Origin of the sequence: Klebsiella sp. CN_Kp073 (assembly GCF_040065495.2) — a bacterium.
Lineage (GTDB): Bacteria > Pseudomonadota > Gammaproteobacteria > Enterobacterales > Enterobacteriaceae > Klebsiella > Klebsiella aerogenes.
Genome location: NZ_CM198051.1, coordinates 1,399,219 through 1,419,137 on the forward strand (window position 1 = coordinate 1,399,219; position 19,919 = coordinate 1,419,137).

Below are 19,919 nucleotides of genomic sequence, written 5' to 3' on the forward strand. Positions count from 1 at the left end.
ATGACAGTTTTCTTTCAATCGGATGTCAGGAAAAAGCGGACGCGTTTGTTTGCTTACGTTATGTTCAGTCAGGGGCGAAATGGAGGGCGAAACGATGTGGGAAACGCGGGCGCTGGAGCTTAACAATCAGGATATCTGGCACTGGCCGTCGGCCTGCCGGTTGATTGAATACGCAATTGAGCATGATTTTAATACCGTGGTGGTGGGGCAGGCCGAGCTATTTGGCAAGCTGGTTTCGCCACAGGGGTATACGCCTTTTGACTATAACGACCGCTTGTCGAGCCAACAACGAGCGCGCTGTATCTATCTCAATCGCCTGGCGTTGCGCTGTCGTGAACAGGGGTTGCGATTTTATCTGCAGGCGAAAGAACTTAGCTTTCCCACCGAACTGTTATTAGCGCATCCGGAACTGCTGGATACCCCGCGCGGGGTGCGTTTTGATGTCGATTTCTGGAGCCGCTGGTTAACTGACAAAGTGCGCGCCGTGTGCCAAAGCGTGCCGGCGCTCACCGGTTTGATTATCGCGCTCTCCAGTACCGACGGTTTACTGCCGATCTCTCGCCCGCAGTGGGTCAGGCAAAGCGACGGTCTTCGCCAGCCGGCGCAAAGCTTGATGCTCTATCGCCGCTGCTTTAATGCCCTGAGCCAGGCGGTAGCCGCGCAAAATAAGCATCTGGTACTGCGTGTCTTCCCTGCCAGCAATGACGATCTCAGCGCCGTGCTGGATGCGATTGAACCGCTGCCGCCTGCGGTTTCGGTATCGATAAAACTCACGCCGGAACGTTTCTGGCCTGCTTTCCCTAACAATCCGGCGCTGTTGGCGGTGCAGACGCGAGATGTATGGATCGATATCGATCTTGCCGGCGAAGAAGTGGGATGGGGCGTCATGCCGTTTTTACGTATTGATGAGCTGCAGGGGCGACTGTTGTGGTGTCAGAGTCGCAACCCGCGCATTACCGGCGCTATCTGTAAAACCAGTTGGGAAAGTATCGATAATCACTGGATCCCTGCGACGCTAAGCGAATGCAACCTCTTCGCCTGTAGTCAGTTGCTGGGTGAAGGGGCGGTAAAAAATCAGCAGCAGTTACTGGTGCAATGGCTGGCGCAACGTTACGGCTGGTGTCCATCAGCCGATGTCGCGCAGCAGTTCCAGTTGCTGCTTGAACAGGCGACGCAGACGCTCTACCAGTCAATATATGTGCGTGACCATGTTTTCCATCGCCATAGCCAATTGCCTGAAAGCTACGGCCAGGCGGTGTGGAGCCTTTACGGACAACTGGCGCGTAGCCACTGGTTACCCGGTTCGGCGCAGGATATCCACTTCACCCGCGATGACCCGCAGAAGTCGATGGCTAATCTCACGCAAATCGCGCAAGAAAAAGATGAAGTCGCAGCCAGCGCGCAGCAGTTGGGGATAGCGGCGCAAGCGTTCGCTCTCACCGCGGATTTTCCCGCCGCGCTGGCGCTTCGGTGGCGTGAAGAGTGGCAGGGACTGCCGCTCTATTGCCAGTTATTTACCCATGCGCAAAAGGCCTTCTTTACCCTGCACTACGCCCGAGAGGTGGAAAACAGCTGGAGCATGCGGGAAATTTGCCATATCAACGTGCAGGCGTTATATCGCTGCGCATCGGAAATGGAAACGCTTTGTCAGCAGATTGGCGAGGCCTCGCCGGCGTTTTACGTGATGTTCGATCCTGTACGAGCACGTAATCTGGCGGATAGCCTGAGCACCGAGCTGGCGGCGCTCAGGTAACTGCATTAAAGGGTGCGACGTAGGGCTTCAACCAGGCACAGTATCGCCATTGCCTGGCCGTAGGGCATGGCGGTCAGGGGGATATTACGATAGTGGTCGAGGTCGTTGCCCATCGCTGTGCCAAACGACACCTGCGTTAACTCTCCTTGCGGCGAGATATGTTCGATTATACCCCGGCAGGCCCGCTCGGCGACCGGCAGAAACGCGTCGTCGAGGTAGCCGAGGCGCACCGCCTTGAAAATACCCGCGGCAAACCCCGCCGTCGCAGAGGCTTCCAGATAACTATCCGGCTCGTTGAGCAGCGTCGGCCATAGGCCGTTTTCGGCCTGGCAGCGGGCAAGGGCGCTGACCTGAATCTGCAGAGTATTTTGCAACTGGCGGTAAAAGGCGTCGTGCTCGTCGAGATCGAGCATCTCCAGTAGCTCCGGTATCGCCAGCGTTATCCAGCTATTGCCGCGAGCCCACAGCGCGCCGGCGAAATGGTGTCTGCCGTTGAAATGCCAGCCGTGAAACCACAGGCCGCTTTGGCGGTCGCTTAAATAGTGCAGGTGCTGCAAAAACTGAAATTTCGCCTCTTCTAGCCAGCGCGATTTACCAAACATTTTGCCGAGCATCGCCAGCGGCAGCACCGCCATCATTAGCGTATCGTCCCAGATTTGTTGATGATGGGGAGCCTCATAGGTGACGTGCTGCAGGCAGCCTTCATCGGTACGCGGCATCTGGCGATATATAGCGTCTCCCCAGCTTTCCAGGTAGGCGCGCCAGTCGCTGCGAGGCGTCTGTTGATAGCGCAGCGCCAGGGTTAAAAACGGGCAAGCGGTATTGATGTTTTTTTCCGGCGTGCCCTCGGCGAAGCGGGCGCTAAACCAGCCGTCAATAAGTTCACGAGCCCGAAGCGATCCTGTCAGTTGCTGGTAGCGAAACAGGCCAAACAGGGCGATGCCATGCGTCCACTCCCAGCCGTCCCAACCTTTGGTGTCAACCACCCGGCCATCCGCCAGCCGTTGCAAATACTGGCCGCTATCGTCGGTAATCGCGGTTAAGTTGCCGATTAGCGCTTCGATGAGTGACTGTAATTCAGGACGGTTGTTTTTCTGCGACATAGTGATTTCCTTGAGAAGAAACGGCGGCGTGTTGCCAGCGATCGTTGCGATGTGAATGGCCGGTCAATAGCTCGATGGTTTCGCGTGCCAGCGGGCTGGCATCCTGTGGATGACCACCGGCGCGCAGTCGCTCCAGTTCGCTAATCAGGATTTGATGTCGCGGCTGGCTCAAGCGGAAACGAAACGCGCCATACATCGCCAGTAGGGCCAGCAGACCGGGGCCAACGAGGAATACCCACCAGATGCCATTCAGCGCGGCGGTATTCTGCGTTTCGGCGCCTTTGGTGAATCCAAAGGCTTCCAGCGCCAGGCCGACGATAAACAGCGCCAGCGCCTGGGAGAATTTGCGCGTCAGCATCATCACCCCTGCGTAGATCCCTTCACGCCGCACGCCGGTGTAGGCTTCATCGATATCGGGCAGGAAATTGTAGACATTCCATGGGATGAGATAGGTGCCGCCGCGGGCGATCCCCATCACGATTGCGCCGCCGAGCAGCAGCCAGGAAAGATGGCTGAAAGAAGCGGTCAATTGGCTGAACCACAGTAGCGCGCAGAGGATCAGCGCGATAGCCACCTTATAGGCGTTGCCGTTGCCGACGCGGATGCAAAGCCAGGTAAATAAAGGGATCGCGAAGAACTGAAACAGCGTCATCAGACTCATGGCCTGCGAAGCCAGCGAGGTGCCGACACGTAGCACGTAGGTCATATAGTGCATAAACAGCGAGCCGAAAATATCCAGCGCCACCGCGCCGCCGACGTACATCATGATATGAATACGGAAGGTCCGCAGACGGAAGGTCGAGGCCATTTCCCGATACAGCGAACGCAGCGTTTTGCCTAAACCTTGCTGCGTCTGCGGAGGCGGGAGGTTGTCGCGCTCCCAGGTACCGCGCCAGACGAAGATCCACGGCAAGGCAAAAAGCAGGGCGAAGATAATGCCGATATAGAGAAACGCCTGCGATTTATCGGCGACGTGGGCCATGATTTGCCCGGGGATCAGCGCCGCGAGAAAGGCTGTCGCCTGAGCGAATAACATTCGCGCGCCGGACATTTTCGAGCGCAAATCATAGCGGGTGGTCATCTCTGCAGGCAGCGTATCGTAAGGCACCATCAGCAGGGTGAAGACGGTGCTGAATAGTAGATAGGTACCAAGGTACCAGGCGTAGCCAAAACCACTTATCCACATCAGAGCGAAACAGAGCGATAGCGGCGCGCCGAGAATGAAGAAGATCCGTCGCCGTCCCCAACGGGTGCGAATGTTGTCGGTAATGTAGCCCATCACCGGATCCGTGATGCCGTCCCAAATCTTGGCGATGGCGAAAATAGAGGCCGCGGCGGCGGGTGAGAGCCCGGCGACTTCGATATAAAAGTAGAGCAGCCACAGGCCGGTGATGGTCATCGCGCCGCTGCCGAAAATATCGCCCATCCCCCAGCAGAGGATGTTGCGGGTTTTGACTTCTCGTTGCGGGGTCACTGTCCTCGTCATGAGCGTATCTCTTTGGTAAGGAATGCGAGGTTGCACAGTAAAAGAGGGGGAGGGGGGCGAGAATCCCGACAGTCGGTTTTTCGTACCGTTCTGCGAGCAGCATGCCAAATGGCGACAAAATGAAATAAATCCCGTGATGCTGCTCACATATGCTGCGGTTTAAGAGGGCAATAACTGTGATAACGGCCCTGTTTTCATTTTTTTCGCCGGTAAATTATGCGCGTTATCTCACGTTTTTCCTCTGAGCGTGACGGGGAATGTGAAAGGGTACGCAGATATTTCCGCGGTAGTGATTTCGACCCTACGCTGAGGGCGAGAGAGATGGTGAGATAGCCAATACGTTGATTTCCAGGACATGCTATGAACATTTATCTTTCGCAGCGCCATCCCCATGCGGATGGCGTGACGCCGGATACCGAACTTTTTCAACAGGCGCTGGACGAACTGGCGCAGGCGGGCGGCGGCCAGTTGGTAGTTGATTGCGGCAGGTACGCGCTTGGCGGTTTGCGGATAGGGTCGAACACCTGTCTGTGGCTGTCGCCGGGGGCCGAGCTTATCGTTAGCGAAAACTATGATGACTTTGCTCAGGCGACGGCGCTGAGCCGGGCGGAATCTTCAGATCGGGCCTTTCTGTATGCTGTGGATGCACAGAATATTACCATCTGCGGCGGCGGCGAGATTTACGGCAGCGCTGACGGCTGGTTCTCCCGTGGCGTTGATGCCATGGGCTACCGCACGCCAGCCAGGGCGCGCCCGCGGATCATTTTGCTGGAGAATTGCCGTCGCGTCCGGCTGGAAAATATCACCGTACGACATGCCCCGATGTGGACAATCCATCTGGTCTCCTGCACGGGCGTGGTGGTTGACGGCGTTACCGTCGACAATGATTTGACGATGGCTAATACCGATGCGCTGGATATCGACAGCTGCCAGCAGGTCCATATCGCCAATAGCTATTTCAGCGCGGCGGATGATGCCATCTGTTTGAAAACCACCGATAAACCTGAGCGCATCCAGCGACCGTTGCGTCAGGTAACCATCGTTAACTGCACGCTGCGTTCGAAAAGCTGCGCCTTTAAAATTGGTACTGAAACCTGGCGGGATATTGAAGATGTGCTGGTGAGTAACTGCACTATCTTTGACTCCAATCGCGGCATTGGCCTGATATCCCGTGACGGCGGGCGGCTACGGCGGATGATATTTAGCAGCATTGCTTTTGATTGCGTGAGCGCGCCGGCCTGTCATTGGGGCGAGGCGGACCCTGTTTTCCTTTCCGCGCGCCGTCGCGATCCGGCGATTGAACCCGGCGAAATCTCACAGATCCAGTTCCGCGGGCTGGTTGGCGAGTGCGAAGGCGCGATAAACCTGCATAGTGAAACGCCAGGTCAGATCCGGCGCATTCTGTTTGACGGCGTGCAGCTAACCCAGAAGCTGAACCTGGCAGCGGAGCAGGGGCTTTATGATATCCGCCCGCCGTGCAATCCGATGTCGCCGACCGGGATGGGGATTGATAACGCCTGGTGTATGAATCCGCAAAGCGGCCGCGTTTGGGGTGTCGAGCCTTATCCCGGCGGTTTGCCGGTACTGTATGCTAACGGCGTAGCGGGTCTGACACTGCGCGAATTTGATTATCAGCGCCCGACCCCATTACCGGCAGCCTGGAACCCTAACGCGCTATGTCTGGAAAACGGAGATAATTAGCGAGGAAACAAGAGAGGAAGTTGCCCCGGCGATTGCTCCGGGGCCAGAACAAGTTATTCTTCAGCTGCATAGCCCTGCGGCGGCAGCTTGCGATTATCCAGCCACGCAGAGTTAGCTTCCATACGCAGGCGACCATCAACAAACCAGCTCACCACCAGCGGGTAGATATCGTGCTCCTGCGCCTGAACGCGGGCGGTAACGTCATCTTCGCTGTCTTCCGGAAATACCGGTACCCGAGCCTGTAAGATCACCGGCCCGCCGTCGAGCTCGTCGGTGACGAAATGCACCGAGGTGCCATGTTCCTCATCACCGTTTTCCAGCGCCTGGCGATGAGTATGCAGCCCTGGATATTTCGGCAGCAGAGAAGGATGGATATTCAGCAAGCGCCCCTGATAGTGGTCAACAAACGCTGGGCTAAGGATGCGCATATAGCCTGCCAGCACCACCAAATCCGGTTGAAAGGCGTCGATTTGCTGCATCAGCTCGCGGTCGAAGGCCTCGCGGCTATCAAACGCTTTCGGCGAGAGCGCAAAGGCCGGAATACCGGCCTCGCGGGCGCGCTCAAGGCCGAATGCTTCGGCCTTATTGCTGAATACCGCACGCAGGGTGCCGTTGATTTGCTTCCGGGCGCAGGCATCAATAATCGCCTGTAGATTACTGCCGTTACCGGAAATCAGCACCACAATGTTTTTCATTCAATGACCACACGTTGTTCGGCATCGGATGCCTTGATATAACCGATTTTCCACGCGTTTTCACCCTGCTCGTTCAGCAGGGCGATAGCTTTATCCGCCTCGGCTGCCGGGAGCGCGACCAGCATGCCGACGCCGCAGTTAAAGGTGCGGTACATTTCGTGGCTGCTGACATTACCGGCGGTTTGCAGCCAGTTGAAGATTTCCGGCCACTGCCAGGATGACTCGTCGATCACTGCCTGGGTGTTGTCCGGCAGTACGCGCGGGATATTTTCCCAGAAGCCGCCGCCGGTCAGGTGGGCGATAGCGTGGACGTCGACATTGGCAATCAGATTCAGAATCGATTTGACATAAATACGGGTCGGCGCCAGCAGGTGGTCGGCCAGCGGTTTGCCGTTGAGGTCGGTGGTCTGCGGGTCAACGCCGCTGACTTCGATAATCTTACGTACCAGCGAGTAGCCGTTAGAGTGCGGGCCGCTGGAGGCAAGCGCGACCAGTACGTCGCCGTCAGCCACTTTGCTGCCGTCGATGATTTCTGATTTTTCTACCACGCCGACGCAGAAACCGGCCACGTCATAATCTTCACCATGGTACATACCCGGCATCTCTGCCGTTTCGCCGCCAACCAGCGCGCAGCCGGACTGTAAGCAGCCTTCGGCGATGCCGTTGATGACGCTTGCCGCGGTGTCTACGTCCAGTTTACCGGTCGCGTAGTAGTCAAGGAAAAATAGCGGCTCGGCGCCCTGAACCACCAGGTCATTAACGCACATGGCGACCAGATCGATACCGATAGTGTCGTGACGTTTAAGGTCCATCGCCAGACGCAGCTTGGTGCCGACGCCGTCGGTGCCGGAGACCAGTACCGGTTCGCGGTATTTCTGCGGCAGAGCGCACAGCGCGCCGAATCCGCCCAGTCCGCCCATCACTTCCGGGCGACGGGTTTTCTTCACCACGCCCTTAATACGGTCGACGAGAGCGTTGCCTGCATCAATATCCACGCCGGCATCTTTATAGCTGAGAGAGGTTTTATCGGTCACTGCGAAGTCTCCACGCGTTTGCGGTAGCAAGAAAAATCGGCGCAATTCTAACAGGGAAAGCAAACGTTTGCGAGCCTGCTTTACACTCGATTTAAAACGGCTTACAGATGAGCAAATTTGATACTGTTCACGAAAATGAAACCGGGTACAGTCTTCTGCTTGCCTCGCCTTTGTTGAATGATCATTATGCCAATGAAACCGGTTTCTGTTTGGTGAAAAGCGAATAACGATCGTCTAAAGGGAGAGCATATGTCCGGATTCAAAGAAGGTTTTCTGTGGGGCGGCGCGGTAGCGGCGCATCAGCTTGAGGGCGGCTGGCAAGAAGGAGGGAAGGGGGTTAGCGTTGCTGACGTGATGACCGCAGGCGCCCACGGGGTGCCGCGTACGATCACCGACGGCGTACTGCCTGGTCATAACTATCCCAACCATGAGGCAATTGATTTTTATCATCGTTATAAAGAAGACGTAGCGCTGTTTGCCGAACTGGGATTTAAGTGTTTCCGTACTTCAATTGCCTGGACGCGCATTTTTCCGCTGGGTGATGAACTGGAGCCCAATGAAGCGGGCCTGCAATTCTATGACGAGCTGTTCGACGAGTGCCTGAAATATGGTATCGAACCGGTGATCACGCTCTCCCATTTTGAGATGCCTTACCACCTGGTGACTGAATACGGCGGCTGGCGCAACCGTAAACTCATTGATTTCTTTGTCCGCTTCGCGAAGGTAGTGTTTACCCGCTATCAGCACAAAGTGAAGTACTGGATGACCTTTAACGAGATCAACAACCAGGCCAACTTCCATGAAGATTTCGCCCCTTTTACCAACTCGGGCCTGAAGTATCAGCCCGGCGAAGACCGTGAACCGGTGATGTTCCAGGCCGCCCATTATGAACTAGTCGCCAGCGCGCTGGCGGTAAAGGCGGCACGCGAGATTAATCCGGGGCTGCAGATTGGCTGTATGATCGCGATGTGTCCTATCTATCCGCTCACCTGCGCGCCGGACGACATGATGATGGCGATGAACGCCATGCATCGTCGTTACTGGTTTACCGATGTGCATGTACGCGGTCGCTATCCGCAACATCTGCTCAACTACTTCGCGCGCCGCGGTTTTACGCTGGATATTACCGACGCCGACCGCCGGGCGTTACAAGAGGGCTGTGTCGACTATATTGGTTTTAGCTACTATATGTCCTTCGCCACCAAAGCGACTGACGATAATCCGCACCTGGATTACGACGAAAGCACCAGCCTGGTCTCCAACCCGTACGTGAAGAAATCGGATTGGGGCTGGCAGATTGACCCGGTTGGCCTGCGCTACTCGCTCAATTGGTTCTGGGATCATTATCAACTGCCGCTGTTTATCGTTGAAAACGGCTTTGGCGCCATTGACGTGCGTGAAGCGGACGGCAGCGTGGACGACCAGTATCGTATCGATTATCTCAGCGCCCATATTGCCGAAATGAAAAAAGCGGTGGTGGAAGATGGCGTCGACCTGATGGGGTATACCCCGTGGGGCTGCATCGACCTGGTCTCCGCCGGTACCGGGGAGATGAAAAAGCGCTATGGATTTATCTTTGTTGATAAAGATAACGAAGGTCGCGGTACGTTGGCCCGCAGCCGGAAAAAATCTTTTGCCTGGTATCAGCAGGTTATTGCCAGTAACGGCGAAAACCTGTAGTCGCCAACAAGCGTAGCGTTGCCAGATATAAAAGCCGAAGGGGAACCTCCGGCTTTTTTTGTTTGTTTTATAATGTGTAACAATCCATAAATCACTTTGTTTGATATACGTCAAGCAAGATGGGTATGGCGCAATCCGCAAAAAGCGGTATAATCCCGCGATTTTTTTTGTGGCTGCCCCTCAGAGGAGAAAGAGAATGAAGATCGTGGAAGTGAAACATCCACTCGTCAAACACAAGCTGGGCCTGATGCGTGAGCATGACATCAGTACTAAACGCTTCCGTGAACTCGCCTCAGAGGTTGGTAGCTTACTGACCTACGAAGCAACCGCCGATCTCGCTACCGAGCGTGTCACCATCGAAGGCTGGAACGGTCCGGTCGAAGTTGAGCAGATCAAAGGTAAGAAAATTACCGTAGTGCCCATTCTGCGTGCCGGTCTGGGGATGATGGAAGGCGTGCTGGAGCACGTGCCGAGCGCGCGTATCAGCGTCGTGGGTATCTACCGTGATGAAGAAACGCTGGAGCCGGTTCCTTATTTCCAGAAGCTGGTTTCTAACATTGACGAGCGTATGGCGCTGGTGGTTGACCCGATGCTGGCAACCGGCGGTTCGATGATCGCGACTATCGACCTGCTGAAAAAAGCGGGCTGCTCGAGCATTAAGGTGCTGGTGCTGGTGGCGGCGCCGGAAGGCATTGCCGCGCTGGAGAAAGCGCATCCTGACGTCGAGCTGTACACCGCGTCCGTCGACCAGGGCCTTAACGAGCACGGATACATTATTCCGGGCCTCGGCGATGCCGGCGATAAGATTTTCGGTACCAAATAAATGATGAAGTGATAAAAAGCCGACTTTGAGAGTCGGCTTTTTTTTGAATAAATCACGCCCACAACAAATAACAAACGACTCTCAGAGGATAATATTATGACGCGCCGTGCAATCGGGGTGAGTGAAAGACCGCCGCTTTTACAGACAATCCCGCTTAGTTTGCAACATCTGTTCGCCATGTTTGGCGCAACGGTTCTGGTGCCAATCCTGTTCCACATTAACCCGGCTACCGTACTGCTGTTTAACGGCATCGGTACGCTGTTGTACCTCTTTATCTGTAAAGGCAAAATTCCGGCCTATCTGGGGTCGAGCTTCGCCTTTATCTCCCCGGTGTTACTGTTGTTGCCGCTGGGTTATGAAGTGGCGCTCGGCGGCTTCATTATGTGCGGCGTCCTGTTCTGCATCGTCTCCTTTATTGTCAAAAAAGCCGGTACCGGCTGGCTGGATGTGATGTTCCCGCCGGCGGCGATGGGCGCCATCGTGGCGGTTATCGGCCTGGAACTGGCGGGCGTGGCGGCGAATATGGCCGGGCTGCTGCCGGCTGACGGTCAAGCTCCCGACAGCAAAACCATTATTATTTCGATGGTAACGCTGGCGGTGACGGTTTTTGGTTCCGTACTGTTCCGCGGTTTCCTGGCGATTATCCCGATTCTTATCGGCGTGCTGGTGGGCTATGCGCTCTCCTTCGTGATGGGCGTAGTCGATACGACGCCTATCGCCGAAGCGCACTGGTTCGCATTGCCGACCTTCTACACCCCGCGCTTTGAGTGGTTTGCCATTTTCACCATTCTGCCTGCCGCGCTGGTGGTCATTGCCGAGCACGTGGGGCACCTGGTGGTGACCGCCAATATTGTTAAGCGCGACCTGATCCGCGATCCGGGTCTGCACCGCTCGATGTTCGCCAACGGGCTGTCGACGATTGTCTCCGGTTTCTTTGGCTCGACGCCAAACACCACCTACGGTGAAAATATCGGCGTGATGGCGATTACCCGCGTATACAGTACCTGGGTTATTGGCGGCGCGGCGATTATCGCGATTCTGCTCTCCTGCGTCGGCAAGCTGGCGGCGGCGATCCAGATTATCCCGGTTCCGGTGATGGGCGGCGTTTCTCTGCTGCTGTACGGGGTGATCGGCGCATCCGGTATCCGCGTGCTGATCGAATCAAAGGTCGATTACAGCAAAGCGCAGAACCTGATTCTGACCTCAGTCATTCTGATCATCGGCGTGAGCGGCGCGAAGGTGCATATTGGCGCGGCGGAGCTGAAAGGCATGGCGCTGGCGACGATCGTCGGTATCTGCCTGAGCCTGATCTTTAAACTGATCAGCGTCCTGCGTCCGGAAGAAGTGGTGCTGGACGCCGCGGATAGCGAAGAAGCGAAATAACGATCCTGATACCGGGCAGCGATCCTGCCCGGTTCTCTCCGGACCTAAAACTGTGTTAAACTCTTCGCGTTTTTCTGTAAGCCTATGTTGAGGTCCATCTGAACGCTCCGGCACAGCTCTCTTTGCCACTGTATCTTCCTGACGACGAAACGTTCGCGAGTTTCTGGCCGGGTGATAATCCTTCCCTACTTGCCGCTCTGCAGAACGTACTGCGGCAGGAACACAGCGGATACATCTATATCTGGTCACGCGAAGGCGCGGGGCGTAGCCACCTTTTGCATGCCGCCTGCGCTGAGCTATCCCAGCGTGGCGATGCCGTCGGCTACGTGCCGTTGGATAAGCGCACGTGGTTCGTGCCGGAAGTGCTGGACGGCATGGAGCAACTGGCGCTGGTGTGTATCGATAACATCGAGTGCGTGGCCGGGGACGAGCCCTGGGAGATGGCTATCTTTAATCTCTATAACCGTATTCTCGAATCAGGTAAAACTCGCCTGCTGATCACCGGCGATTGCCCGCCGCGGCAGCTGCATCTCGGCCTGCCGGATCTCGCCTCGCGCCTTGACTGGGGCCAAATCTACAAGCTGCAACCGCTGTCGGATGAAGATAAGCTGCAGGCGCTGCAGCTGCGCGCCAGATTACGCGGTTTCGAGATGCCGGAAGACGTCTGCCGTTTCCTGCTCAAGCGGCTGGATAGAGAAATGCGCTCGCTGTTTATGACGCTCGATCAGCTGGATCACGCGTCGATTACCGCCCAACGAAAACTGACGATCCCATTCGTTAAAGAGATCCTGAAGCTTTAGGCCGAAAGCGACGCCAACTCCTGCTCTGCCAGGCCGGTTAGCTGCGCCACCAGCGCGGGGGCGAGACCGCTACGTAACATCGCGGCGGCGATACGTTTTGCTTCTTCTTGCCGACCTTCTTGCCGGCCCTGAAGCAGACCGCGCTCCAGGCCTTGCTGCTCGAGATATTCTGCAATAGTCATCAGCGTCTCCTTATGTTGCGGCGTCCGGCGTGGCAAATTCATCCAGCCAGCGTATAAGATGAAAAAAATCGCGCCGCGGGCAACACCGGCGGCGCGTAGGGGTTAGCTGACGATTTCCAGTACCTGTTCCGGCGGGCGGCCGATACGCGCCTGGCCGTGGCTGACCACGATGGGCCGTTCGATGAGTTTCGGGTTCTCGACCATGGCCTTAATCAACGCCTCTTCGCTGAGCTGTGGGTCGGCGAGATTGAGCGACTTATACAGATCTTCTTTCTGGCGCATCAGTTCACGGGCGCTGCTCATATTGAGCATTTTCAACAGCTGGCGCAGCGTCGCGGCATCCGGCGGTGTCTCCAGATACAGCACCACTTCAGGGTTGATGCCGTTGGCTTTCAGCAGGCTGAGCGTGTCGCGGCTCTTCGAGCAGCGCGGGTTGTGGTAAATTTTTACCGCGTCAGACATGTGGTCTCCTTACATTTTCTGATAGGGGCGGAATCTTTCCTGCAGCTGGCGCAGCTGGTCGATGCGAGCGTCGTAGCGCGCCTGCTGCAAACTGCCCAATTTCACTTGCGAACTGGCGCTGCTCAGCAGCGAGATGGCCTGGTCAAGCCTGCCGGCCAGCGCCATGCCTTCGGCCCGCGCCGCCAGCTCCTGGTCGCGATGACCCAGGGCGCCTTCCGCCTGCGCCAGCAGATCCCAACCGTTGCCGTCATCTTTATTATTAAAGGTGTAGCGATTGAGTATGGTAGCGGCTTCCGCCGGCTGCCCGCCCTGAAGATAGGCGTTGGCCAGGTTCAGCTGCAGGACCGGATCGGTGCGGATCTCTTTGGCGTTTTTCAGACGGTTAATCGCGTCAGTGGTCTTTTTCTGTCCAAGATCGATATCGGTGGCAAGGTCAAGATACCAGGGATTTTGCGGATCGGCGCTGAGTAGCGGCTGTAGCGTTTTGCGCGCCTGATCGTAGTTATTGCTCTCCATGGCCAATAGCGCGCGGCCATACAGCGCGGCGTGCTGCTCGCGGATATTGCCTTTCGACCAGGCGTCAAGCAGATCGCTGCCGAGCTTATTTTCCCCGGAATTGTACATCCCGAGCGTACGGGCCTTGGCGAGATAGAAATCCGCCGACGACTGGACCACCACCGGACGCATCTGATTGGCGCGGTTACGGGCGTCGGCCAGACGGCTTTCCGGCAGCGGGTGAGTAAGCAGCATTTCCGGCGGGCGGCTGGAATAACGGGATTCGTCGAGTAATTTACCCATAAACGCCGGCATTGCCTGCGGATCGAAACCGGAACGCTGCAATACCTGAATACCGATGCGGTCAGCTTCTTCTTCATTCTGACGGGTGAAACTAATCATCCCCTGCTGGGTGCCGGCAAGGGTGCCGGTTAATGCCGCCATCCCCGCCTGCGGGCTGGCCATCGCCAGCAGAATTGAGCCCAGCGCGCCCACCCAGGTTAGCGGCGCGCTACGTTTTTGGTCTTCCATCGCGCGCGCCAGATGGCGCTGGGTAACGTGGGAGATTTCGTGCGCCATCACCGAGGCGAGCTCGCTTTCGTTATCGGAATAACGGAACAGCGCCGAGTGCAACACCACGTTGCCGCCGAAGAAGGCGAAGGCGTTAATCTGATCGTTATTAATCAGATAAAAGTGGAACGGCGTACGCACGGAGTTAGCATGGGCGACCAGGCGCATGCCCAGCCCGTTAATGTATTGCACCAGCAGCGGGTCGTTAATCAGCGGCGCGCTGCCGCGCAGCTGGCGCACGTAGTAATCCCCCATCTGCATTTCCTGACCGATGGAAAGCGTGCTTCCTGCCGAGGTGCCCATATCCGGCAGCGTATCCGCCGAGTCAGCGGCGGCAGGTAATATCGTCCCCAGCGTCAGCGACGCGACGGCGGCGGCCACCAGCGTTTTCTTTAACTGCCTGAACATAACCTCTGTCCTGTAATGTGGGTGTGCCAGTTTGACCGGTTGCGCGGCCCAATGTTCCCGTGCCGCAGATTCTGCGAGTTTAGCTGTGGTTGATGGCGTTGAAAATATGATATTCGCACAGTTGTGCAGGTTTGTGTCATAGCCAATAAAAAGCGAAGTCTTTTTTGTGACACTTAGATACAATTCCCCGGATTGTGGCGATTTGCGCTTCAGGGAAGGGTTTATGCTTGAGATGTTAATGCAGTGGTATCGTCGTCGTTTCAGCGACCCGGAAGCGATAGCGCTGCTGGTTATTCTGCTGGCCGGCTTCGGCATTATGTTCTTTTTCAGCGGCCTGCTGGCGCCGCTTCTGGTCGCCATCGTGTTGGCCTATCTGCTGGAGTGGCCGACCGTTCGCCTGGAGCGTATCGGCCTGTCGCGAACCTGGGCCACCTCGCTGGTGCTGGTGCTATTTGTCGGTATCTTGCTGCTGATGGCCTTTGTGGTGATGCCGGTGGCCTGGCAACAGGGCATTTATCTCATCCGCGATATGCCTGGCATGCTTAATAAGCTTTCCGATTTCGCCGCCACGCTGCCGCGTCGCTATCCGGCATTGGTGGATGCCGGCATCATCGATGCGATGGCGGAAAACGTGCGCACTCGCATGTTGACCGTGGGGGATTCGGTGGTGAAGTATTCGCTCGCCTCGCTGGTGGGCCTGCTGACCCTGGCGGTTTATCTGGTCCTGGTTCCGCTGATGGTTTTTTTCCTGCTGAAAGACAAACAGCAGATGCTGAATGCCGTACGCCGGGTATTGCCGCGTAATCGCGGTCTGGCGGGGCAGGTGTGGAAGGAGATGAACCAGCAGATTACCAACTATATCCGCGGTAAAGTGCTGGAGATGATTGTCGTCGGCGTCGCTACCTGGATAGGCTTCATTCTCTTCGGTCTTAACTACTCGCTGCTGCTGGCCGTACTGGTGGGATTCTCGGTGTTAATCCCCTATATCGGCGCTTTTGTGGTCACTATTCCGGTGATCGGCGTGGCGTTGTTCCAGTTCGGCGCGGGTACTGAGTTCTGGAGCCTGTTTGCCGTATACCTGATTATTCAGGGGCTGGACGGCAACCTGCTGGTGCCGGTGCTGTTCTCGGAGGCGGTGAATTTACATCCGCTGGTGATCATTCTGTCGGTGGTGATTTTTGGCGGGCTGTGGGGCTTCTGGGGCGTTTTCTTCGCGATTCCGCTGGCGACGCTTATCAAGGCGGTAATGCATGCCTGGCCAGATGGAATGGCTATCGAAGACGAGTGACGCGCTGATTGAACCAAAAAAAACGCCGGGCGATTTTTTATCCCCCGGCGTTTTTCATTTAGAGGTTATGCGTTTTCTTTCAGCCAGTTCAGCACGACATCGTGGTGATTGCTGGTTTTGAAGTTATCAAACACATGTTCAATCTTGCCGTCAGCATCAATGAGGAAGCTAATACGGTGAATGCCGTCGTAGGTTTTCCCCATAAATGATTTTTCGCCCCAGACGCCGAACTGTTCGCAGACCTGATGATCTTCATCAGACAGCAGCGTAAAGTTCAGCAGCTCTTTTTCGGCAAAACGAGACAGCTTTTCTGGTTTATCAGTGCTGATACCCAGTACTTCGACGCCCGCTTTTTTCAGGTCGTCCATATTATCGCGTAAACCGCACGCTTGTACGGTGCAGCCTGGGGTCATGGCTTTCGGGTAAAAATAAACCAGAACACGCTGTCCCTGGAAGTCGGTTAAATTTACTTCCTCGCCGTCCTGGTCCGGTAAGCTAAATTTCGGTGCGATATCACCGGCTTTCAGTGGGGTCATTGGTTAAACTCCATCCTGTTCATCATGCTGTGAATAATTAACGATGTTAATACTGCCTTGTGCGCTCAGTTCTGTACATAGTGCTTTGAACGCTTGCTCGATATTTGTCGTGTTTTGCGAGGCAGGACTGTGCGCGGTGATTTGAATAAATAGCTGAGCGGCGTCTTTATCTTCTCCCGGTTGAGTTCGGGAGACCAGTTCGGCGATATTCATATTCCACGTGTCGCACAGCGCGGTAAAGCGCTCAATAATATGCGGCGAGTCCGGCACCTCTACCTGGATCCAAACCGTATTCGGCATCGCCTGCGGCGGCCGGGCGGAGGTGCGCTTCATTACGATCAGCAAATCCAGCTCGGCTCCTTTTAACGGCAGCGTTGATTCGATCAGGTTAATCGCGTTCCACGAGCCGGAAAGCAGCATTATAAACGTGAACTCGTCGCCGAGCATGGCCAACCGGCTGTCTTCAATGTTGCAGCCGCAGCTGCTGACGTGGCGAGTGATTGTGTTTACGATGCCGGGGCGGTCTGCGCCCAGAGCGGTAATCACCAGATAGTGTTGTAATGAGGCTGTCAAACCTGTTCTTCCTTTAAAAAGGTGAGGTAACATTAGGAAAGCATAAAAAAAACCGGCGTACAACATCCCAGATGGCGTTGGGTCTCTTGCTTTTATTGCGGCACCAAACGTAACATTGAGAATCTTGTCCCACTTCTGCTCTGAGGATGGCCCATGTTCACGGGAAGTATTGTAGCGCTTGTCACGCCGATGGATGATAACGGTAATGTCTGCCGGTCAAGCCTGAAAAAACTGATTGATTACCATGTCGCCAACGGAACCTCGGCGATTGTTTCTGTAGGGACTACCGGCGAATCCGCCACGTTAAGCCATGAAGAGCATGGCGACGTCGTAATGATGACCCTCGAGCTGGCCGATGGCCGCATTCCGGTCATTGCAGGTACCGGTGCAAATGCAACCGCAGAGGCGATTAGCCTGACCAAGCGTTTTAACGATAGCGGCGTTGTCGGCTGCCTGACGGTCACTCCTTATTATAACCGTCCGACCCAGGAAGGCCTGTTCCAACACTTTAAAGCTATCGCTGAACATACTGACCTGCCGCAAATTCTGTATAATGTGCCGTCCCGTACCGGTTGCGATATGCTGCCGGAAACCGTCGGTCGCCTGGCGGAAATTAAAAATATTGTTGGTATTAAGGAAGCAACAGGGAACTTAAGTCGTGTTCACCAGATCAAAGAGCTGGTTTCAGACGACTTTATTCTGCTGAGCGGCGATGACGCGACCGGCATGGACTTTATCCAGCTCGGCGGCGTCGGCGTCATTTCCGTCACGGCGAACGTTGCTGCGCGTGAAATGGCGGACATGTGCCGACTGGCGATGGCGGGGCAATTCGCGGAAGCTCGCGCGATTAACCAGCGTCTGATGCCGCTGCATACAAAATTATTTGTCGAACCCAACCCGATCCCAGTCAAATGGGCTTGTAAGGCGTTGGGACTTGTAGCGACCGACACGCTGCGCCTGCCGATGACGCCGATTACCGAAGCGGGTACGAAAGCGGTTACCGCAGCGCTGAAGCATGCCGGTTTGCTGTAGAGTTTAGGGAGATTTGATGGCTTACTCAGTACAGAAGTCGCGCCTGGCGAAGGTTGCGGGTGTTTCGCTGGTTTTACTCCTCGCGGCCTGTAGTTCTGACTCGCGCTATAAGCGTCAGGTTAGCGGCGACGAGGCTTATTTAGATGCCGCGCCGCTCAGTGAACTTCACGCCCCGGCGGGGATGATCCTGCCGCTGCAGACTGGCGACTACAACATTCCGGTTGCCGCGAGCACCGGCGCGGTAGGTAAGGCGCTGGACATTCGTCCACCGGCTCAGGCGTTAGCCCTGGTCAGCGGCGCGCGTACCCAGTTTAACGGCGACACCTCCACCTTGATGGTTGAAAATAGCCGCAGCGGTTCTTTATGGGCGCAGGTTGTCAGCATCATCCAGGCGAAAAACTACACCATCACCAAGCGTGACGATGCAGGCCAGACGCTGAATACCGATTGGGTAGAGTGGAACCGCCTTGATGAAGACCAGCAGTACCGTGGCCGTTATCAAATCTCCGTTAAGCCGCAGGGCTATCAGCAGGCGGTGGTAGTGAAGTTGGTGAACCTGGAGCAGGCGGGCAAGCCCGTGTCTGACCCGGCTTCTCTGCAGCGCTACAGCACCTCGATGCTGAACGTTATCTCTTCCGGTCTTGATTCTAACGCCACCAATGCGCAGAACGCGGCGCAGAGAAGCGCTGGCGCGACCTTCGACGTGCAGAGCGCGGCGGATGACACCGGCTTGCCGATGCTGGTGGTGCGCGCGCCATTCAACATGGTATGGCAGAAACTGCCGGCCACGCTTGAAAAAGTGGGCATGAAGGTGACCGACAGCACTCGCTCCCAGGGCAGCATGGCGGTAACTTACAAGCCGCTGTCTGACAGCAGCTGGCAGGAACTGGGCGCCAGTGACCCACAGCTGGTCTCTGGCGACTATAAACTGCAGGTCGGCGATCTCGATAACCGCAGTAGTCTGCAGTTCATCGACCCGAAAGGCCATACTCTGACGCAGTCGCAAAATGACGCCCTGGTAGCCGTATTCCAGGCCGCATTTAACAAGTAATAAAAAGGGCTGGAGCAATCCGGCCCTTTTTAATGTATAGTGACGCAAACGTGTGCGTGGCCGCAAAGTCCGGTAAATTGCCTGATTTTGCCTACGGGCGGAAACGTAATTTTTTGGCTTAATATCACTGGAGTGGTGAAAGATGAAAAAGCAAGCTGAGTTGTATCGTGGCAAAGCGAAAACGGTATACAGCACCGAAAACCCGGATCTGCTGGTACTTGAATTCCGTAACGATACGTCAGCAGGGGATGGCGCCCGCATCGAACAGTTCGATCGTAAAGGTATGGTGAATAACAAATTCAACCATTTCATTATGAGCAAGCTGGAAGAAGCCGGTATCCCGACCCAAATGGAAGCGCTGCTTTCCGATACTGAATGCCTGGTGAAGAAGCTGGATATGGTGCCGGTTGAATGCGTGATTCGTAACCGCGCGGCGGGCTCGCTGGTGAAACGCCTGGGAATTGAAGAAGGTATCGAACTGACTCCGCCGTTGTTCGATCTGTTCCTGAAAAACGACGCCATGCACGACCCGATGGTCAACGAATCCTACTGCGAGACGTTCGGCTGGGTGAATAAAGAAAACCTGGCGCGCATGAAAGAGCTCAGCTACAAAGCGAATGACGTACTCAGCAAGCTGTTTGATGATGCCGGTCTGATTCTGGTCGACTTCAAGCTGGAGTTCGGCCTGTTCAAAGGCGAAGTGGTGCTTGGCGATGAATTTTCTCCGGACGGTAGCCGTCTGTGGGATAAAAACACCCTCGATAAAATGGACAAAGATCGCTTCCGCCAGAGTCTCGGCGGCCTGATCGAAGCTTACGAAGAAGTGGCCCACCGTCTGGGCGTCAAGCTCGACTAATCTCCTCC

18 protein-coding genes and 1 pseudogene are annotated in these 19,919 nt (G+C 55.8%); 10 read left to right on the top strand and 9 right to left on the bottom strand.

The window, feature by feature from the left end; all coding sequences use genetic code 11:
- Window positions 1–94: 94 nt before the first annotated feature.
- Window positions 95–1,753, top strand: coding sequence for a hypothetical protein (locus tag ABLV66_RS06830; protein ID WP_047078074.1), 1,659 nt, complete (start codon window positions 95–97; stop codon window positions 1,751–1,753).
- Between the two features lie 5 nt (window positions 1,754–1,758).
- Here ABLV66_RS06830 and bglB read toward each other — a convergent pair whose 3' ends face one another.
- Window positions 1,759–2,856 carry a beta-galactosidase BglB gene (gene bglB / locus ABLV66_RS06835; RefSeq protein ID WP_047043450.1) on the bottom strand — a complete coding sequence of 366 codons (1,098 nt, stop codon included), beginning with the start codon at window positions 2,854–2,856 and terminating at the stop codon, window positions 1,759–1,761.
- Window positions 2,831–4,342 carry an MFS transporter gene (locus ABLV66_RS06840; RefSeq protein ID WP_512173933.1) on the bottom strand — a complete coding sequence of 504 codons (1,512 nt, stop codon included), beginning with the start codon at window positions 4,340–4,342 and terminating at the stop codon, window positions 2,831–2,833. The genes bglB and ABLV66_RS06840 overlap by 26 nt, the downstream gene beginning before the upstream one ends.
- Window positions 4,343–4,702: 360 nt before the next feature.
- Between ABLV66_RS06840 and ABLV66_RS06845 the strand changes: the two genes are divergently transcribed.
- Window positions 4,703–6,043 carry a glycoside hydrolase family 28 protein gene (locus tag ABLV66_RS06845; RefSeq protein ID WP_348876957.1) on the top strand — a complete coding sequence of 447 codons (1,341 nt, stop codon included), beginning with the start codon at window positions 4,703–4,705 and terminating at the stop codon, window positions 6,041–6,043.
- Between the two features lie 53 nt (window positions 6,044–6,096).
- On the opposite strand, the gene purN is transcribed toward ABLV66_RS06845, so the two are convergent.
- Together purN and purM are read right to left on the bottom strand one after the other, a co-directional pair.
- A complete protein-coding gene (gene purN, locus ABLV66_RS06850) occupies window positions 6,097–6,738 on the bottom strand; it encodes a phosphoribosylglycinamide formyltransferase (protein WP_045392675.1) in 642 nt (213 codons plus the stop codon).
- Complete coding sequence (gene purM / locus ABLV66_RS06855; protein ID WP_348876958.1) at window positions 6,735–7,772, bottom strand: phosphoribosylformylglycinamidine cyclo-ligase; 1,038 nt, start codon at window positions 7,770–7,772, stop codon at window positions 6,735–6,737. The genes purN and purM overlap by 4 nt, the downstream gene beginning before the upstream one ends.
- A 249-nt stretch (window positions 7,773–8,021) precedes the next feature.
- Between purM and ABLV66_RS06860 the strand changes: the two genes are divergently transcribed.
- The 4 genes from ABLV66_RS06860 to ABLV66_RS06875 all read left to right on the top strand — a co-directional run bounded on the left by ABLV66_RS06860 (window position 8,022) and on the right by ABLV66_RS06875 (window position 12,458).
- Window positions 8,022–9,452, top strand: a complete 1,431-nt coding sequence (locus ABLV66_RS06860; RefSeq protein ID WP_348876959.1) for a 6-phospho-beta-glucosidase — start codon at window positions 8,022–8,024, stop codon at window positions 9,450–9,452.
- A gap of 196 nt (window positions 9,453–9,648) precedes the next feature.
- The gene (gene upp / locus ABLV66_RS06865; protein ID WP_015370402.1) at window positions 9,649–10,275 is read left to right on the top strand and encodes a uracil phosphoribosyltransferase; all 627 of its coding nucleotides are present in this window, start codon (window positions 9,649–9,651) and stop codon (window positions 10,273–10,275) included.
- Between the two features lie 96 nt (window positions 10,276–10,371).
- A complete protein-coding gene (gene uraA, locus ABLV66_RS06870; protein WP_045379877.1) occupies window positions 10,372–11,658 on the top strand; it encodes a uracil permease in 1,287 nt (428 codons plus the stop codon).
- 98 nt (window positions 11,659–11,756) lie between these two features.
- On the top strand, window positions 11,757–12,458 hold the full coding sequence (locus ABLV66_RS06875; RefSeq protein ID WP_026612247.1) for a DnaA inactivator Hda: 702 nt from the start codon (window positions 11,757–11,759) through the stop codon (window positions 12,456–12,458).
- Here ABLV66_RS06875 and ABLV66_RS06880 read toward each other — a convergent pair.
- The 3 genes and pseudogenes from ABLV66_RS06880 to bepA all read right to left on the bottom strand — a co-directional run.
- Window positions 12,455–12,676: pseudogene (locus ABLV66_RS06880) on the bottom strand (Rpn/YhgA-type helix-turn-helix domain-containing protein); the annotation flags it as partial. The gene ABLV66_RS06875 and the pseudogene ABLV66_RS06880 overlap by 4 nt on opposite strands.
- Before the next feature lie 66 nt (window positions 12,677–12,742).
- A complete protein-coding gene (arsC, locus tag ABLV66_RS06885) occupies window positions 12,743–13,102 on the bottom strand; it encodes an arsenate reductase (glutaredoxin) (RefSeq protein ID WP_320482835.1) in 360 nt (119 codons plus the stop codon).
- A 9-nt stretch (window positions 13,103–13,111) separates the two neighbouring features.
- A complete protein-coding gene (gene bepA, locus ABLV66_RS06890) occupies window positions 13,112–14,575 on the bottom strand; it encodes a beta-barrel assembly-enhancing protease (RefSeq protein ID WP_047043473.1) in 1,464 nt (487 codons plus the stop codon).
- 223 nt (window positions 14,576–14,798) lie between these two features.
- Between bepA and ABLV66_RS06895 the strand changes: the two genes are divergently transcribed.
- Complete coding sequence (locus ABLV66_RS06895; protein ID WP_045392657.1) at window positions 14,799–15,863, top strand: AI-2E family transporter; 1,065 nt, start codon at window positions 14,799–14,801, stop codon at window positions 15,861–15,863.
- Window positions 15,864–15,928: 65 nt separating this feature from the next.
- Here ABLV66_RS06895 and bcp read toward each other — a convergent pair whose 3' ends face one another.
- Together bcp and ABLV66_RS06905 are read right to left on the bottom strand one after the other, a co-directional pair.
- Entirely contained in the window at window positions 15,929–16,399 is a 471-nt protein-coding gene (bcp, locus tag ABLV66_RS06900) for a thioredoxin-dependent thiol peroxidase (RefSeq protein WP_015365462.1), read from the bottom strand.
- A gap of 3 nt (window positions 16,400–16,402) precedes the next feature.
- Window positions 16,403–16,972, bottom strand: coding sequence for a glycine cleavage system transcriptional repressor (locus ABLV66_RS06905; RefSeq protein ID WP_015365463.1), 570 nt, complete (start codon window positions 16,970–16,972; stop codon window positions 16,403–16,405).
- 153 nt (window positions 16,973–17,125) lie between these two features.
- Here ABLV66_RS06905 and dapA point away from each other — a divergent pair, with 153 nt between their 5' ends.
- The 3 genes from dapA (at window position 17,126) to purC (ending at window position 19,911) form a co-directional block, all read left to right on the top strand.
- A complete protein-coding gene (gene dapA / locus ABLV66_RS06910) occupies window positions 17,126–18,004 on the top strand; it encodes a 4-hydroxy-tetrahydrodipicolinate synthase (protein WP_015365464.1) in 879 nt (292 codons plus the stop codon).
- A gap of 16 nt (window positions 18,005–18,020) precedes the next feature.
- Complete coding sequence (bamC, locus tag ABLV66_RS06915; protein ID WP_047043476.1) at window positions 18,021–19,055, top strand: outer membrane protein assembly factor BamC; 1,035 nt, start codon at window positions 18,021–18,023, stop codon at window positions 19,053–19,055.
- 142 nt (window positions 19,056–19,197) lie between these two features.
- The gene (gene purC / locus ABLV66_RS06920) at window positions 19,198–19,911 is read left to right on the top strand and encodes a phosphoribosylaminoimidazolesuccinocarboxamide synthase (RefSeq protein WP_015703148.1); all 714 of its coding nucleotides are present in this window, start codon (window positions 19,198–19,200) and stop codon (window positions 19,909–19,911) included.
- Window positions 19,912–19,919 lie beyond the last annotated feature (8 nt).

Excerpts from the sequence above, each read along its gene's own strand:
- ABLV66_RS06840 (WP_512173933.1), bottom strand. The coding sequence starts at position 4,342 with ATGACGAGGACAGTGACCCCGCAACGAGAAGTCAAAACCCGCAACATC.
- uraA (WP_045379877.1), top strand. The coding sequence starts at position 10,372 with ATGACGCGCCGTGCAATCGGGGTGAGTGAAAGACCGCCGCTTTTACAG.
- ABLV66_RS06895 (WP_045392657.1), top strand. The coding sequence starts at position 14,799 with ATGCTTGAGATGTTAATGCAGTGGTATCGTCGTCGTTTCAGCGACCCG.
- purC (WP_015703148.1), top strand. The coding sequence starts at position 19,198 with ATGAAAAAGCAAGCTGAGTTGTATCGTGGCAAAGCGAAAACGGTATAC.
- purN (WP_045392675.1), bottom strand. The coding sequence starts at position 6,738 with ATGAAAAACATTGTGGTGCTGATTTCCGGTAACGGCAGTAATCTACAG.
- bglB (WP_047043450.1), bottom strand. The coding sequence starts at position 2,856 with ATGTCGCAGAAAAACAACCGTCCTGAATTACAGTCACTCATCGAAGCG.
- ABLV66_RS06830 (WP_047078074.1), top strand. The coding sequence starts at position 95 with ATGTGGGAAACGCGGGCGCTGGAGCTTAACAATCAGGATATCTGGCAC.
- bcp (WP_015365462.1), bottom strand. The coding sequence starts at position 16,399 with ATGACCCCACTGAAAGCCGGTGATATCGCACCGAAATTTAGCTTACCG.
- arsC (WP_320482835.1), bottom strand. The coding sequence starts at position 13,102 with ATGTCTGACGCGGTAAAAATTTACCACAACCCGCGCTGCTCGAAGAGC.
- ABLV66_RS06860 (WP_348876959.1), top strand. The coding sequence starts at position 8,022 with ATGTCCGGATTCAAAGAAGGTTTTCTGTGGGGCGGCGCGGTAGCGGCG.
- bepA (WP_047043473.1), bottom strand. The coding sequence starts at position 14,575 with ATGTTCAGGCAGTTAAAGAAAACGCTGGTGGCCGCCGCCGTCGCGTCG.
- ABLV66_RS06845 (WP_348876957.1), top strand. The coding sequence starts at position 4,703 with ATGAACATTTATCTTTCGCAGCGCCATCCCCATGCGGATGGCGTGACG.
- bamC (WP_047043476.1), top strand. The coding sequence starts at position 18,021 with ATGGCTTACTCAGTACAGAAGTCGCGCCTGGCGAAGGTTGCGGGTGTT.
- dapA (WP_015365464.1), top strand. The coding sequence starts at position 17,126 with ATGTTCACGGGAAGTATTGTAGCGCTTGTCACGCCGATGGATGATAAC.
- upp (WP_015370402.1), top strand. The coding sequence starts at position 9,649 with ATGAAGATCGTGGAAGTGAAACATCCACTCGTCAAACACAAGCTGGGC.